Below are 15,758 nucleotides of genomic sequence, written 5' to 3'. Positions count from 1 at the left end.
ACTCGGCCTAAGTCCAGGTGCGATGTTTTTTTTCGGTTGGCGTGGATGGAACTGCCTCAGGGGATCAACCGCGGCCTGCGTTATATTTTCGCAGCCAGCCGAACATAATAACGACCGCGGCGGTCACCGCAGGGACGGCATGTGCCCATGCTGGGGCGGCCGCCGCAAGGGCCGGTCCGAGCTGCGGATCCTGCAGCAGCATATCCCCTGCAGTGTATCCGAGGATGCCCGCCCCGGCATACACCAGGATCGGCAGGCGCTGCAGCCAATCGGCGATCAGGTTGCTGCCCCATACCACGATCGGAATGCTGATGGCGATCCCGATGACGAGGATCGACAAATCGCCCTTTGCGAGCGCGGCGATCGCCAGCACGTTATCCAGGCTCATAATGAAGTCGGCGGCGAGGATCGTCTGCACCGCCTTCCACATCGAGCCTGCGCCAGCCACGCGGGAATGCTCCTCCTGCGGCATCAGCAGCTTGAAGGCAATAGCAACCAGCAGCAGGCCTCCCGCCGCATGAATAAACGGAATTTTCAACAGCAATACGGCTACCCAGGTTAAGATGCACCGCAGCACTACGGCCCCCAGCGCCCCCCACCATACGGCCCGCTTACGTTGCTTAAGCGGCAAGTTCTTGCTGGCCATAGCTATAACAACGGCATTATCGCCGCTGAGCACTAAATTAATGATCAAAATTTCCGACAGCAGCAGCAATTGTTCCAAGGCTCATCCCTCCCTTACAACTTGTATGAGGAATGAAGCCAAGCTATGCCACTTTACAAAAAACACTCTGGACAAATGAATCCATTTAACGATTTAATACGTATATACGTCTATAGAGGAAGTGACATAACGTGGACTTATTTAGTGCTGCATTTTTTCTCGCCCTGATTAACATCATTTTTATCGATCTTATTTTGGCAGGTGATAATGCCATCGTCATCGGGATGGCGGCCAGAAAGCTGCCTCACACCGTCCAGAAGAAGGCTATTCTTTACGGGACGGCCGGGGCTGTGGTGCTGCGGATTGCCGCGACTCTCATTGTCGTCTGGCTGCTGCAAATCCCCTGGCTGCTGGCGATCGGAGGATTGATGCTCATCTACATCGCCTACAAGGTGCTGGCGGATGAGGGCGATCATGAGAACATCGAAGCCAAAGACAAGCTGTGGCCGGCGGTCCGGACGATTATTATTGCCGATGCGGCCATGGGGCTCGACAACGTCATCGCGGTCGCAGGTGCATCCAAACAACATATGGTCCTGGTCGCCATCGGGCTGCTGATTAGTGTGCCCATCGTCGTATGGGGAAGCACCCTGTTCATTAAGCTGTTGGACAAGTTCCCTTGGATCGCCTACCTGGGTGCTGCGGTGCTGGCTTATACCGCCGCGAATATGATTACCGAGGAACGCCATTTCTTGCATTTCTTCGAGGAGAACCCGGTCCTGCGCTATCTCTTGATCGCGATTGTCGTCATCGGAGTATTGTTCGCAGGTTATAGGAAGAAGCGTCAACATCGCAAGGAATCGGAGAGCCGGCAGACCCATCCGGCAACCCGCTAGGAACAGCAAAACCCGCCTCTAGCCATGAATCATGGCTTTGGCGGGTTTTTTTGCGACTTAAAACCATTGCTCCTGCACCACGTTATCCACCGCCGGCTCTCGCCGCACTACCTTGCGCCCGGGACGAATCACGATGGTCTCCGTATCTTCTACGGCTTTGGTTATCATGGGGTCCAGATCCTCCAGCGAGCGCTCGACATTTTCCAATACATGCAAATTCGGGTTCGTTGCCGGCGACTTTGGAACGAACAAGGTACAGCAATCCTCGTAGGGTAAGATCGACAGGTCATACGTGCCGATCTGCTGAGCCAGAGCGATAATATCTACTTTATCCGTCATGACGAGCGGCCGCAGCAGCGGCAGATCGGTGACGCGTCCGATCGCATTCATGCTGGACAACGTTTGGCTGGCGACTTGCCCCAGGCTATCCCCGGTTACCAGAGCCAGGGCTCCATTCCGCTCCGCCAGCTGGGTCGCAATGCGGAGCATTGATCTTCGCATCAGGGTGATGATCAGATTCTCCTGACCGGATTGGGCCAGCTTGGTTTGGATTTCGGTAAACGGAACGAGGTGCAGCTTGATCGACCCGGCAAACTTCGCCAATACCGCAGCTAAGTCGATGACCTTCTGCTCGGCTTTCTTGCTCGTAAACGGATAGCTGTGGAAATGAACGCATTCAATTTCCAACCCGCGCCGCAGCGCGGACCAGCCGGCAACGGGGCTGTCGATTCCTCCGGACAACAGCAGCATCGCTTTCCCGTTCGTACCGAGCGGGAATCCCCCTGCACCGGGAATCACCTCGCAGAACAAATAGGTGCCTTGTTCCCGAATCTCCACTCGCAAATCCAGTTCAGGATTATGGACGTCGACTTGAAGCTCCGGACAGGCGTTCAGAACCGGTCCGCTGACCAGCTTGTTCATCTCTTGCGTGGATTGGGGAAACGGCTTCCAGACCCGACGCGCGCTGACTTTAAATCTCGTTCCCGGCGACGGGTTCAGCTCTTTGACGAAGTCTACTGCGGTTTGGATAATGTCCTCCAGGCGGGACGGAGCGACCTTGATCGGGGAGATCGAGGTGACGCCAAACACGTTCTTCATCGCATCGACGATCGGCGTCAGCGGCTCTCCGTTTAATGCAATGTAGATTCGACCATATTCTTTGATGATCTCGGCCCGGGGAAACGGGTGCAGCAGCGCTTTGACATGGTGGTGAGCCACCTTCTCGAAACGCGACCGGTTCCGCCCTTTGAGGGTGATTTCTCCGAAACGGAGCAGCAGCATATCATATTCCAGCATGTTCTAGTTTCTCTCCTATCGTAAAGCCTGCAGCCGCATAACCGAATGCTTCAAAGCGGCCAGCAGGGCGTCTATGTCTCGTTCTTCATGTTCATCGCCAAGGCTGATACGAATGCCTGATGAGGCGACATCCTTGGACTTGCCCATAGCCAGCAGGATGCGGCTGGGTTCACTTCGCTTCGAAGAGCAGGCCGAGCGGGTGGATACATAAAACCCTTCCTCCTCCAACATATGCAGCAAAGCCTCCGCTTTCATGCCGGGGTAAGAAAAATGCACGATATGCGGAGCGCCTTGCGCCGGCGAATTCACCGTCAGCTCCGGCAGCTCCGCAAGACCTTGGGTCAACCGCTCCCGCAAGCTATACAGCCGGCTTGCTCGAACTTCCCGGCCTTCCGCCGCCAAACGCAGCGCTTTGGAGAAGGCCACAATATAAGGGATGTTCTCCGTACCGGAACGGTATCCCCCCTCCTGACCGCCTCCAACCAACAACGGTGCAAGTCGGAGCCCTTCGCGGACGTACAGCAGCCCCACCCCTTTGGGCCCTCTTAGCTTGTGCGCAGACAAGCTGTACATATCAATCCCGCTGTCCTTCAAAGATAACGGCAGCTTCCCAAAGCCCTGAACTCCGTCGACATGGAACAGAACCCGGGGCGCGGACGCCTTCAGGACCCGTCCAATTTCTTCCACCGGCTGCACGGTTCCGATTTCGTTGTTCACCTGCATGACCGACACGAGCACTGTGTCCGGACGCAGCGCATCCCGCACCTGTTCAGCCGTAACGCAGCCGTTCCCGTCAACCGGTAAAATAGTTGTCTCCCAACCCCAGGCCCCCATTTGCTTCACGCTTTCCAGCACGGAGGGATGCTCCGTCGCGGTCGTGATCAAATGCTTGCCGCGGCTGGCATATTGAAGGGCAGCCCCTTTGATCGCCATATTGTTGCTCTCCGTCGCCCCGCCGGTAAACACGATTTCCCCCGGCCGAACTCCCAGGGCCGCTGCGCTGACTTCCCTTGCTTTATCCAGCAGCTTGGCGCTCTCCTCGCCTAGACGGTGCAGCGAAGACGGATTTCCATAGTGACGTGCCATCACTTCTGCTACCGTCCGGGCAACCTCATCATAGGGCGGTGTCGTCGCCGCATGGTCGAAATAGATCATCTCATCACCTTCATCTCAAAAAAGATCAAATGAAAAACGCGTTCACCCGAGACAACCGCGACCGGAGCGTTTTCCACTTGATCTTTCAAATTCATGTACCGCATTTACGATAAACCCACTAGGTTTCTTAGGCTTCGAATTTGGCTTGGGCTCTCATAATCTTGGCGATATAACCTTGCGTTTCCTGCGGCAACAGATGGAACTTCTCCATTAATTGCTCATCGTTGGCGATTCCAAGCCGCTGCAGCCTTCCCGGACCGGCATTGTACGCCGCAAGCGCCGTCTTGATCTCCCCGCCGAAGCGGTTGATCTGATAAGACAGATATTTAGTGCCTCCGTCAATGTTCTGTGCGGGATCAAACGGATTGCTGACCCCCAGCCCTCTTGCCGTACCGTCCATCAACTGCATCAGGCCTTTGGCGCCAGCCGATGAGACCGCCTGCGGATTAAACGACGACTCCGTCGCAATTACCGCTTTAATCAGGCTTTCCGGCACTCCGTATCTTGCGCTGGCTTGGGATATCAAAGACTGTAAATCCGACGGTGCGGCCGGAGCCGTTCCGGTGGAATCCTCCACCGTCCCAACCGCGCTGAGCGTTCCATCGGGAAAACTCATTTCAGCCAATAGCGCATCCAGCGAAGCGGTGTCGCCAGACCCGGCGGAATACAAATATCCTTGAAGCGACTCGAATAAGGAACGTGGATCGGCATCAGCTGTATCGCCCAACGCCCTCTCGCCTTGTTCTGCCATCATCATTTCCTGAAGCAATATATCAAACAACGAACCGTCCGTACTACCGGAAGACGGCTGCGCCGAGGTTCCTTGCAAGTCTAAAGGGTTCAAGGACTGAAGCTGAATCCATTGTCCCATCGTTCGCGGATCGATTTGCATACCTATAAGCTCCTCTTTTTGGGGGATTAACAAGTTCGATGCCTATATTTTACACGCAATCCGCGACGCATACCACCCTTTTTCGATAAAAGCTGCAGAAATGGAAAAAGGCCAACGTCCAGAAGGCGACGTTAGCCGGATCGAATAACGGTTCATGATTTCGCCGCCATCAGTTGCCCGTCGGACGTCTGTCAGCGGGTAAACGGCATGAGTACGAAATAACTTAACGTGGATACGATGCCTAAGCCAATGGCCCAAGCTCCGGATGTTTTGTTGCCCTGGCTGTAGGCATAGAAGCCCATCACTGCTGCCAGCGGCCCCAAAATGATCGACCACAGGAATAACGAAGCGATCCCCAGGCCGACGCCGACGTAGCCCACCGTACGTCCGGCTGTATTAGCGCGATCCGTGCGTTCCGTTTGATCTGCATCGCGAGTCTCTTCGGCACGATCGTTGCGAACGACATTGCCGCTGAACGTCCCTGCCGGAGTAACCTCTGCCGCATATTCCTCGCGGTGCTCGCGGTCCACTTTGCGCGGATAATCGGTCCGGCCTGTGCCGAAGGATGGTTGCCCCGGTTTGTTTGGGTTGTTATCCGTCATCACAAACACCTCCATTAAAATGATGTTGTTCTTACGACGATTTGGACTTGGGCTAAAACGTATGGCAGCAAGTGGCAGCGGACGACGGAGCGGTATCTCGGTGTTCCGTATCAAACGTTTCGCCGGCGAATTCCGCGGAATAGCGGCTGTTCGCGTGCTGATCGACATCGATCATAATGACGTCGGCGTTGCACACATTTTTTTCTCCCCAATAGGTGCAGTTGGATACGCTACATTTGACCATGGGTTTTTCCCCATTTGGCATGTTGATCACCTCGCGTATCATTTTCTCCCCAGTCCCAGTCCCTTATGCGCCAGACGATTAGATAATCGTTCCCAAAATAAAAAGATGCCGGCAGCTCGGCATCCTTGGATTTTAATTTCGTTATTTATTGGGCGGAACGTCTTAACCGAAGTTGGGTCAAATAGTCGCTTTCATAATAGGTCAGGTCATCGCGCAATTCCTCGAAGACCCCGGTGATATCCAGCACGATGTCGCGCGCCGCACGAACCGGCTTCTTGCGGAATCGAATGGCATCCTGCCCGGTATAAGCGTACCTTCCGTCTTCGGAGTAGCTTTCGTTTTTAGGATAGAAGAAGTTATTCACGCAATCATGATACACATGGTACAGCACTTTCTCAGCAGCCTCTTCGTCAAAGGTGCCGCGGCGCAGAGTAACGCCCAGCTTCTCGTAGCATACCTCGCTGAACACGAGCAGATGCCGCAGGTCGGACATAAATCCTTGGTAAAACAATGCTCTGTCTTCGTCTTGGCCTTCCATAAGCTCTGGCAGCGAATGCTCGTTCAAGAAGGTCTCCAGCTTGTCGGCCGCCTGTTTCAGCTTCTCTCGAGTGGCTTCACACAGCTGCCTGATGTTATTGGCTTGTGGCATGCGAACAATTCTCCTTCACCTGTAATGATCGGTATAGTCATTAACGAAATTATCGTAACACAATTTACCTGAATGCGGTATCCCTCAAGGAATAAAAACAGGGACATCACCTCACGCTATGGCTATCGACAGATTTAAAGGAGGCTAACCGATGAAATGGCGCAGATGGGCCGCTTTGGGGTTAACGGGAGCCGCCGCAGTAGCTGCGGTTTCACTTCTTTTCCCCTCCTCGGACACTGACAAGGCAGCTCCGCGGAATTCCGTAAGCCGGCTATCCGTACCGCAACCGGCGGAGGAGCAGAAATTGAAGCAAAGCATATTGAAGCGCGATATGACCGCAACGGAACGGTTATCCCGATTGGACGCTCGGGGACATCTTCGTTCGCTGGCGGCCGACTTCGCTCAAAGCCCGGGCGGCAAGCTGCCTGACTCCGCCCAGGATTTGCAGAAGGATCACAAGCAGTTTCAAGCCATCCTGTGGTACGATGCCGCAGCCGGGACCCGGCAATTCCGGCGGGAAGACTTCAACCCGGATCCGGCTGTGAAGAAGCAGTTGAACACCTACTTAAACTACGCGAAAAAGGCGCTGAACAAGTCGAGCTCCTACGAATCGCCTTGTTTTCCGGAGAAGCAGCCGAAATACTTCGTTGCCGCAGAGCCGGCGAAGGGCAAGAAGCAAGGGGTTATTGCGGTGATGGACATCGGCATATTAGGGCGAGTTCAGGACCATCAGCATAAGAACCTGCGCCTGATCCCTTACCCGAAGGAAGGCAGGTTCAAGGTGGAGTCAGTGCATGCGGATACGCTGAAAGACATTACGGTGAAAACAGGGCATGACAACGAGAAGGCAAGCCATTATTACGAGAACGAAATCGTCGTCACGTTCCAGAGCAAGCCGAGCCCCGATCAAATGAAGCAAATCCTGACGGAGATCTCGGGTAAACCGCCGCGTCAGCTGAACAGCACCTATATATTTCGCTCGGACACGATGTCCATGAAGCAGCTTCACCAGTATTTCCAGAAGAACTGGCAGCCGAAGTATCTCGAGCCGCATTATTTATATCTGACCAACGAGAGCGGAGGAAGCATCTGGGACGATCCGGGGAGCTTCTTCAACGAGGAGGAGAACCGCTCTTCCGAAGAAACGCCGGAGATCCCCAATGACATGCTTTTCTCCGAATATCAATGGAATCTGCCGATTATCGAAACGAACCGGGGCTGGCAATTGTCCAAGGGAAGCAACGATGTCATCGTAGGCATCGTCGATACCGGGGTAGACCTGAAGCATCCCGATTTGCAGGGCCGCTTGCTGAAAGGCTACAACGTCATTGAACCGGACAAGGAACCCTTTGACGATGTCGGGCACGGGACCCATGTGGCCGGCATCATCTCCGCCAACGTGAATAACGGTGAAGGAATTGCCGGGATGATGTGGGGGGGCAAGATTTTACCGGTGAAGGCGCTGGACAAATCCGGCTCGGGGACAACGTATTCCGTGGCGCAGGGCATCATCTGGGCGACGGACCACGGCGCAAAGGTGATCAATATGAGCCTTGGCAACTACGCCGATGCCCAGTTCTTACATGAAGCGATCAGATACGCTTTCGAGCGGGATGTCGTGCTTATCGCTGCCACGGGCAACGACAATACCGAACGCCCCGGTTATCCGGCCGCTTATCCGGAAGTGTTGTCAGTGTCGGCGACAGACTACAATCTGCAGAAAGCCTCCTTCTCCAATTACGGGGATTACATCGACGTCATGGCCCCGGGCGAAAGCATCGCCAGCACTTACCCGGATAACCAATATGCGGCGTTGTCAGGGACTTCGATGGCCAGTCCGCACGTTGCGGCTCTTGCCGCCCTGATCCGGTCGGTGAACCCTGATTTGAAAAATACCGAGGTCATGGATATCATCCGGAAGAACGTGGTCGATCTCGGGGATACCGGGCGCGATAAATACTACGGATACGGGCAAATCGACGTGTATGCCGCGCTGCAGGCCGCCGGGGGCGGCGAAGCGCCGCTGCAATTCTGGCCGCAATCGATCCAGCGTAAAATGGAGCATGCGGTGGAACGAGTCCAATAATCCAATAACCCCTTAAACCAAAAGCCTCCGCATCGCCGGAATTCATCCAGGCGATGCGGAGGCTTTATCCATAGATATAAATCATGTTCCCTTTAGTGCTGAAAGTTTGCCGTAAGCCGGGTTCTGTACTCGTTGCGGTATAACGGGAACTACCCTCCCGCCTTGAGTGACAATCATCTATCTAGGCCGCACATTACTGGGCGGCTCCAGCAACCAACCCGGACGCGCCTCGGGCTAAGGCCGCTTCGCGAAGAAGCTGCGTCCCATTAGGTCTTGCTCCAGGTGGGGTTTACCAGGAACGAAGTCGCCAGCGTTCCTCGGGGTCTCTTACACCTCGGTTCCATCCTTGCCTGTGACGACTCCACGAAGTGGAGAAGTCCATCGGCGGTCCATTTCTGTGGCACTATCCTTCAGCTCGCGCTGACTGGACGTTATCCAGCACCCTGCCCTATGGAGCCCGGACTTTCCTCCCGCGGCTCTTCAGCCGCCGGCGATTGTCTGTCAAACTTTCGAAAGGCAACACTTGATAGTATACAGGCATTGCCGTCTGCTGACAAGAGCGTATTGACGGTAACCCTGACGTATAGTTCCAGCATTGGCAGCTCCGGATTCCCGCTGCCCTCGAGTCTCTTACAGAAACCGGAACGGCTCCGTATTGACTTGGGAAATGTGCACGCGAGTGGCGTATTTGTCCTCGGTCAACCTCTCGGTCAGCCAGGCGGCAACACGGGGTTTCATGATCTTCTCCGCATTATGCCCCGGATCCACGATCGCGACCCCGGCCATCCAGGCATCCTGCGCGGTATGGTAATCCACATCCCCCGTCACGAGCACGTCGGCGCCGCGAAACTGGGCGTTTTTCCAGTACCGTCCGCCCGAACCGCCCAAGACAGCCGCCTTGCGAACCGGCCGGTCCAAATCGCCGACAACCCGAACCATCGGCACCTCCAGCCGCGCTTTGACCCGCTCTACGAATTCCCGCAGTGTAACCGGCTCCGTCAGCTTGCCGACCCGCCCCAATCCGAAGGTGCGGCCCTTCAAATCCATGGGATACAGATCATACGCAACCTCTTCATAAGGATGCTGCTTCAGCATGGCTTGGATGACCTTGCTGCGCAAACTGTGGGGGACAACGGTCTCGATACGCACCTCCTCCACCCGCTCCAGCTTGCCTTCGGTCCCGATGAACGGATCGGTTCCCTCCCCTGGCTTAAATGTGCCGTAACCTTCGAGGTTGAAGCTGCAATGGCTGTAATTGCCGATATGACCCGCCCCTGCGTTAAGCATCGCCTTCAACACCTGCTCATGATGATCCTTCGGCACAAATACGACGAGTTTGTACAGGTTGTCCGTATGTACATCTTCAAGCGAACCGGCGCTTTCGATGCCCAAGGCCTCCGCCATCCAATCGTTCATTCCGCCGTCCGTGACATCGAGATTCGTATGGGCAATATACACGGTGATGTCGTTCTTGATCAGCTTCTCATACACCTTCCCCATCGGCGTATCACTTTGCAAATGGGGCAGCGGACGATAGATGATGGCATGATGGGCGACAATCAAGTCCACATCCAGGGAGATCGCCTCGTCCACCACTTCCTCGTTCACATCCAACGCGACCAGCACGTTGCGAATCTCCTTCTGGAGGCTGCCCAACTGAAGTCCGATCTTATCTCCTTCCATTGCGACATGCTTGGGAGCGAGCTGCTCCACGTATTGCACTACCGTTTGTCCCTTGGCAAACATGCCAGCACCTCCTTGATTTGTTCCGATAACCGGGCGAGCTCGGCTTCCTTCTGACGGGACGACTCCAGCGTTGACGAGGCGACCGACCGGCGAATGCTCTCCAGCTTGCGCAGCTCCGATTCCCATTTGGTGAAAAAGACAGCGTTAGGTGCCGCCGTTAACCTTGGCCCCATCATAAGCTGCAACTCGCGGGTCAGACGGACCCGCCCGTCCTCCAATTCGCGTTCGCGGTACAATTCGTCGTTCCTCACCTCCGCATCGGGCATTGCTTCGGCCATCATTACCTCGTAAATTTTGCCGTCCTCCTCGAGAATGGCCTCTTCAGCCAAGTACCAATCGTGCGCAAGCAGCCAGCGGCGGACAAATTCACCGCCTACGTTCGGCTGCAGCACGAGCCGCTTGACGCCGGCCAGCTTCGCTTGGCCTTCGTCTAATATAGAAGCGATCAGCGCGCCGCCCATCCCGGCGATGGTGATCGCGTCCACTTCGCCGATGGCGATGACAGCGAGTCCATCCCCCTTGCGCACGGAGATGCGCCCCGCCTCTCCTGCCTCGGCCACCTGGCGGCGTGCCGCTTCCAGCGGGCCGTCGTTCACCTCGCCGGCAACGGCGAAGGCCGCTTGTCCGCTGCGCACCGCAGCAACCGGCAATAGCGCGTGGTCCGAGCCGATATCGGCGAACCGGCATCCGGGCGGAAGCCAATCGGCAATGAGCTGCAATCTAGCTGATAGTTTCATGTCGTTATCCACACCACCCATTTTTTCCGTAATCCAAACAAAATAACAAAGGCCGCAATGATCTTTAGGAGAATCAACGCCGGCATGGCAGAGAGTTCGGCGTCCCGCAGCAGGAAGGCATCGGCTTCCGGCATAACCCATAAGGAAACCGAAACGGCAAAGAACACAGGAGCCATCGCCTTAAGCCGATGGTACCCGAGCCAGCTCAGCCAGAAGAAGATCGCCGCCAGCGGAAGCCAAAACACCTGCAGCATCCCCCACGACGCGTCCGGGTTCATTTGGCCGAGCAAGAAAGCGTACAACAGCATCCCGCAGGCAAACCCGCAGTAACTGATTATCCCAAGCTGCAGCGCGTACCCCAAGACAAGCCAGACGAACCCGCAAAAAGCGATCAGCAGCGTTGTTCCGATGCCGGACGGCCACCCCTGGATGGTAATGATCCAGCTGCCGAAGCCCAGCAGCAGCAGGCTGCCGAGTCCGGCCATCGACATGGAGAACAACGTTTTACTCCGCCGATAATAGGCCGACAAGGCATAGCAGGCCGCCGAAAGCAGCAGCGCCACGGCGATTTGCAAACCCCAGGGAAAAACGTTAAAATAAAAAACAATAAAGAAAAAGAAGGAAATTATTCCAAATGAAAGGGACCATAGCTTCAGGCTTCCTTGTTGAATCAGGGTCTTCAGCGTGAAACCTGAACGGGATGACGATCCTTCGGTCTGATCTTTATATAGATTTTCCAGGAAATCGCAATATTGCTCAGGCAACAGGCGGCTTCTGCGCCAGTGATCGATTTCCTTCAAAATGATCTTGCGTTTATCCTGATCCAAGCAGAACACCTTCTCCCATGGTTGTTCAAGAAATTCAGCCAGGCCGCCGCGCCTTCCGCAACCGACTAACGGAACCCAGAGCCGTTATCGACCGGCATTTGAGCGGGTCCGAATTCTAACGGATCGAGAAGACCTTATTAAGGTCCAAAGTAGTCAAATGGCCGTCAACCGGGCGAAATAAGGTCTCTAGAGTCCGTTACAGCGGAAAAACGCCGGGAAATCCTAAAATAAGGTCTTTACGTTCCGTTACGCCGTTCAACAAAAATGACCTTGCTGCTTAGCTGCAGAAGGTCAAGGTTGCAGGCGGTCCGGTCCGCCTATTCGAGGAAATCCTTCAGCCGCTTGCTGCGGCTAGGATGGCGCAGCTTGCGGAGCGCTTTCGCTTCGATTTGCCGGATTCTTTCCCGTGTAACGCCAAAGACCTTCCCCACTTCTTCAAGGGTTCTTGTGCGTCCGTCGTCAAGTCCAAAGCGCAATCGAAGCACGTTCTCTTCGCGTTCCGTGAGCGTGTCCAGCACATCTTCCAGCTGTTCTTTGAGCAGTTCGTAAGCGGCAGCGTCCGCCGGGGCCAGAGCTTCCTGGTCTTCAATAAAGTCACCGAGATGGGAATCGTCTTCTTCCCCGATCGGCGTCTCCAACGAAACCGGTTCTTGCGCGATCTTCATAATCTCCCGGACCTTCTCCACGCTAAGCTCCATCTCCGCCGCGATTTCCTCCGGCGTAGGTTCGCGGCCCAGCTCTTGCAGCAGCTGGCGAGATACCCGGATCAACTTGTTGATCGTTTCCACCATATGAACCGGGATCCGAATCGTTCTGGCTTGGTCCGCAATCGCGCGGGTGATCGCCTGACGAATCCACCAGGTTGCATAGGTACTGAATTTAAAGCCTTTCTTGTGGTCAAACTTCTCCACAGCCTTGATCAATCCCATATTCCCTTCCTGGATCAGATCCAGGAATAACATGCCGCGGCCAACATACCGCTTGGCGATACTGACGACCAGCCGCAGGTTGGCTTCGGCCAAGCGGCGCTTTGCCTCTTCGTCCCCATTCTCGATGCGTTTGGCCAGCTCCATTTCATCGTCTGCCGACAACAACGGTACACGTCCGATCTCTTTCAAATACATTCGGACGGGATCGTTGATCTTGATTCCCGGAGGAAGCGAGAGATCGTCGTCGTAATTGAAATCGTCGCCGTCATGCGAGCCGTCGCCTTCTCCGCCGCGCCGGTGATCTTCGTCGCCGTCACCGGTTACGTCGATGCCGAGATCGGCCAATTGTTCGAAAAACTCGTCCATCTGCTCCGGATCCTGATCGAAAGGCGAAAGCTTCTCCATGATTTCTTTATAAGTTAAGGATGACCTTTTCTTCCCTTGTTCGATCAATTGATCCCTTGCCTGATCCAGCGTTAATTCCGTTTCTAGTTCAGTATGTTGATCATTCGTCATTTCTGGCTCCCTCCTCCCTAGAAACATCACCGAAAGTCCGTCGTCTTACTGTCTCTCTAGGGCAATAATCTCACTTGCAATTTGCGCCGCTCGCATAAAATCGCCGGCCCGTTCCGCGGCTACCATTTCTTCTTTCTTGCGTTTGATCTGATCAAGCAGCGGAACCTTCTGAATTTCGCGAATACAATCGTCCAGCTCCTGCGTCGTCCATTCGGCCGGTGTATCCATCATCGCGATTGAAATGACCGTCTGCTCTAACCGCTCATCCTGCAGTGAGGAGATGAAACGGCTGGCATCCGGGGTTTTCCCTTGCGCATAATAGGCGTATAGATAAGCGGCAATCGCCACATGATCTTCGATGTTAAAATTTGTCCCCAGGCGTTCGCCTACATACCGGGACACCTCTTCGTCCTGCAGCATGAAGGAGAGCAGTCTCCGTTCCGCCGCATGAAAAGCGGGCAGCAACGTCGGCATGGATGCCTGCCCTTTTTTATGCCTACCATTATTCCACCTTTCGGGCTTATTATCCCCGGCATCTGCCTTTTTTTGCATAACCGTTCTCAGCTCATTGCATTCCTGCTTCAAGCTGTCGAAGGAGACCTGCAAATCGGCGGAGAGCTCCTTCAGATAGATCTCCCGTTCGCTAGGGGAGGAGAGCGCGGCAATAATCGGCATCGCCTCTTTGATATATGCGATCTTTCCGTCTTCTTCTAGCAGTATATGGTTTTTCCTCAGATATATAAGCCTAAATTTGACGGAGGAAACCGCGCCGTCCAAAACTTGATGGCGGAACCGCTCGGCTCCGTACTTTTGGATGAATTCGTCGGGATCCAGCCCTTCGCTGAGCAATGCAATTTTCACCTGGGTAAACCCTGCGCCTTCAAGAATCGGTATGCTCTTTAATGCGGCAGCTTGTCCGGCGGAATCGCCGTCATAACAGACCAACACTTCGTCGGCCAGGCCGCGCATGATTGCTGCATGGCTCTCCGTTAAGGCGGTCCCCATAGTAGCTACCCCATTATGAACTCCGGCTTCCCATGCGCTGATCACGTCGCCGTAACCCTCGAACAGGACGATTTGCCCCGTCTTGCGGATCTCGTTCTTCGCTTGATGCAGATTGTACAGAACTCGGCTTTTGGTAAACAGCTTGCTTTCCGGCGAGTTCAAATATTTCGGTTGCCCGTCGCCCAGCACTCTTCCCGCAAACGCGATCACTTTGCCGCTTCGATTATGAAGCGGGAAAATCACCCGGTCGCGGAAACGGTCCACAAATCCGGAACCGTCCTGCCTGGACGATAACAAGCCACCCTTCTCCATCGCTTCCAGATTAAATGATCGTTTGTCCAAAAACTGGACGAGCGTATCCCATCTCGCGGGCGCGTAACCGATCTGGAACGTATCGATGGCTTTGTCGGTGAAGCCGCGGGATTTCAAATACTCCATCGCCGGCTTGCCGTATTCGGTATTCTTCAACAAATAATGATAAAGCTTGGAGGACCATTCATGGGCCTGCAGCAGCTCTTCCAACTCCTGGCTACGCGGTGAATCGCCGTAGCCTCTCCCCTTATCCTCATAAGGGATGTGCGCCTCTTCCGCCATAACTCTGACCGCTTCGGGGAAGGTTAATCCTTCGATTTCCATCCTGAATTTGATGGCGTTCCCGCCTTTGCCGCAGCCGTAACAATGGAAGATTTGGCGTTCGGGTGTGACCGTAAACGACGGGGTTTTCTCCGAATGAAACGGGCATAACCCCTTCATATACTTCCCCTGTTTCGTTAGATGAACGTGCTTGCTGACCGTGTCGACGATATCATGCTGACGCAGAACCGCCTCGATGACTTCCTCCGGAATGCCACGTCCGGTACTCATCCCAATCACCTTCATCTTTCACGCGTGAGAATCATCGAAAATGTCAAAATTACCGACATTTTGCTGTTCTCGGGTGACACGTAAATAGTAATTCGCTAAAACTATACATTCTCCTGCAAACGTGACAAAAGTTTTGACAAAGCCTCCGTAAACCGCTCGCGATCTTCGCCGGTAAACGGCCTTGGTCCTTTGCTGTGGTGCCCTGCGCGCCTTGCCTTAGCCTGGTAGTGGCGGCGCTCCAGCAAATAGTCGATATTCCCGGCATGGTAGACATCGCCGCGGGGAGATAAGCCGTAGCAAGCTCTCGCAATCACCAGGGCTGCCAGGCCATAATCCTGGGTCACAACAATATCGCCTTTCTCGACGTGAGCGGCGATATAGAGGTCGGCGCTTTGACCGCTCCGGTCAACCTGAACAACCTTCACTCCCGGTTCGGGCTGTAAAACATGATCGTATGAGGCCACCATCAGCACCGGTACGCCAAACCTGCCGGCTGTTTCGGCAATTTCCGTCTTGACCGGACAGGAATCCCCATCGACGACGATCCGCATCCTCCATGCCTCCATGTATTACAATATAACCTTGAATCGGCCTATTCTAAACAAGGACAAGCCGAATCTCAGCGTTTTTGGCCGATAAGCGAGGGATGG

The 15,758-nt window shown here is 54.7% G+C and carries 15 protein-coding genes and 1 other RNA gene; 2 read left to right on the top strand and 14 right to left on the bottom strand.

What is annotated here, in order from left to right; all coding sequences use genetic code 11:
* Window positions 1–64: 64 nt before the first annotated feature.
* Complete coding sequence (locus BN3795_RS12275; RefSeq protein ID WP_068784942.1) at window positions 65–724, bottom strand: TerC family protein; 660 nt, start codon at window positions 722–724, stop codon at window positions 65–67.
* 131 nt (window positions 725–855) lie between these two features.
* Between BN3795_RS12275 and BN3795_RS12270 the strand changes: the two genes are divergently transcribed.
* Window positions 856–1,560, top strand: a complete 705-nt coding sequence (locus tag BN3795_RS12270; protein WP_068784941.1) for a TerC family protein — start codon at window positions 856–858, stop codon at window positions 1,558–1,560.
* 57 nt (window positions 1,561–1,617) lie between these two features.
* On the opposite strand, the gene thiI is transcribed toward BN3795_RS12270, so the two are convergent.
* From thiI to BN3795_RS12240, 6 genes are all read right to left on the bottom strand, one after another.
* Window positions 1,618–2,853, bottom strand: coding sequence for a tRNA uracil 4-sulfurtransferase ThiI (gene thiI / locus BN3795_RS12265; protein ID WP_068785383.1), 1,236 nt, complete (start codon window positions 2,851–2,853; stop codon window positions 1,618–1,620).
* Between the two features lie 18 nt (window positions 2,854–2,871).
* A complete protein-coding gene (locus BN3795_RS12260; RefSeq protein WP_068784940.1) occupies window positions 2,872–4,011 on the bottom strand; it encodes a cysteine desulfurase family protein in 1,140 nt (379 codons plus the stop codon).
* Between the two features lie 127 nt (window positions 4,012–4,138).
* The gene (locus tag BN3795_RS12255; RefSeq protein WP_068784939.1) at window positions 4,139–4,903 is read right to left on the bottom strand and encodes a lytic transglycosylase domain-containing protein; all 765 of its coding nucleotides are present in this window, start codon (window positions 4,901–4,903) and stop codon (window positions 4,139–4,141) included.
* A gap of 191 nt (window positions 4,904–5,094) precedes the next feature.
* The gene (locus BN3795_RS12250; RefSeq protein WP_068784938.1) at window positions 5,095–5,505 is read right to left on the bottom strand and encodes a hypothetical protein; all 411 of its coding nucleotides are present in this window, start codon (window positions 5,503–5,505) and stop codon (window positions 5,095–5,097) included.
* A gap of 52 nt (window positions 5,506–5,557) precedes the next feature.
* On the bottom strand, window positions 5,558–5,749 hold the full coding sequence (locus BN3795_RS12245) for a DUF1540 domain-containing protein (protein WP_232729918.1): 192 nt from the start codon (window positions 5,747–5,749) through the stop codon (window positions 5,558–5,560).
* A gap of 145 nt (window positions 5,750–5,894) precedes the next feature.
* Window positions 5,895–6,398: a YpuI family protein gene (locus BN3795_RS12240; RefSeq protein WP_068784937.1), complete on the bottom strand. Its 504-nt coding sequence runs from the start codon at window positions 6,396–6,398 to the stop codon at window positions 5,895–5,897.
* 151 nt (window positions 6,399–6,549) lie between these two features.
* Here BN3795_RS12240 and BN3795_RS12235 point away from each other — a divergent pair, with 151 nt between their 5' ends.
* Complete coding sequence (locus tag BN3795_RS12235) at window positions 6,550–8,484, top strand: S8 family peptidase (protein WP_068784936.1); 1,935 nt, start codon at window positions 6,550–6,552, stop codon at window positions 8,482–8,484.
* A 97-nt stretch (window positions 8,485–8,581) separates the two neighbouring features.
* Here the strand turns inward: BN3795_RS12235 and rnpB are convergent.
* The 7 genes from rnpB to BN3795_RS12200 form a co-directional block, all read right to left on the bottom strand.
* Window positions 8,582–8,994: RNase P RNA component class A (rnpB, locus tag BN3795_RS12230), an RNA gene on the bottom strand.
* Between the two features lie 120 nt (window positions 8,995–9,114).
* Entirely contained in the window at window positions 9,115–10,230 is a 1,116-nt protein-coding gene (locus BN3795_RS12225; RefSeq protein ID WP_068784935.1) for a Nif3-like dinuclear metal center hexameric protein, read from the bottom strand.
* Window positions 10,206–10,967 carry a tRNA (adenine(22)-N(1))-methyltransferase gene (locus BN3795_RS12220; RefSeq protein WP_068784934.1) on the bottom strand — a complete coding sequence of 254 codons (762 nt, stop codon included), beginning with the start codon at window positions 10,965–10,967 and terminating at the stop codon, window positions 10,206–10,208. The genes BN3795_RS12225 and BN3795_RS12220 overlap by 25 nt, the downstream gene beginning before the upstream one ends.
* Entirely contained in the window at window positions 10,964–11,794 is an 831-nt protein-coding gene (locus BN3795_RS12215) for a hypothetical protein (RefSeq protein ID WP_068784933.1), read from the bottom strand. The genes BN3795_RS12220 and BN3795_RS12215 overlap by 4 nt, the downstream gene beginning before the upstream one ends.
* Before the next feature lie 317 nt (window positions 11,795–12,111).
* The gene (gene rpoD / locus BN3795_RS12210; protein WP_068784932.1) at window positions 12,112–13,239 is read right to left on the bottom strand and encodes an RNA polymerase sigma factor RpoD; all 1,128 of its coding nucleotides are present in this window, start codon (window positions 13,237–13,239) and stop codon (window positions 12,112–12,114) included.
* Window positions 13,240–13,284: 45 nt separating this feature from the next.
* Window positions 13,285–15,108 (bottom strand): DNA primase, encoded by a 1,824-nt coding sequence (gene dnaG / locus BN3795_RS12205; protein ID WP_068784931.1) that lies wholly within the window; start codon window positions 15,106–15,108, stop codon window positions 13,285–13,287.
* 101 nt (window positions 15,109–15,209) lie between these two features.
* Window positions 15,210–15,659: a YaiI/YqxD family protein gene (locus BN3795_RS12200; RefSeq protein ID WP_232729917.1), complete on the bottom strand. Its 450-nt coding sequence runs from the start codon at window positions 15,657–15,659 to the stop codon at window positions 15,210–15,212.
* Between the last annotated feature and the right edge of the window lie 99 nt (window positions 15,660–15,758).

It is taken from the genome of Paenibacillus phocaeensis, from assembly GCF_900021165.1.
In the GTDB taxonomy this organism is placed as follows: domain Bacteria; phylum Bacillota; class Bacilli; order Paenibacillales; family Paenibacillaceae; genus Fontibacillus; species Fontibacillus phocaensis.
This window is presented reverse-complemented; position numbering and strand designations above follow the sequence as displayed.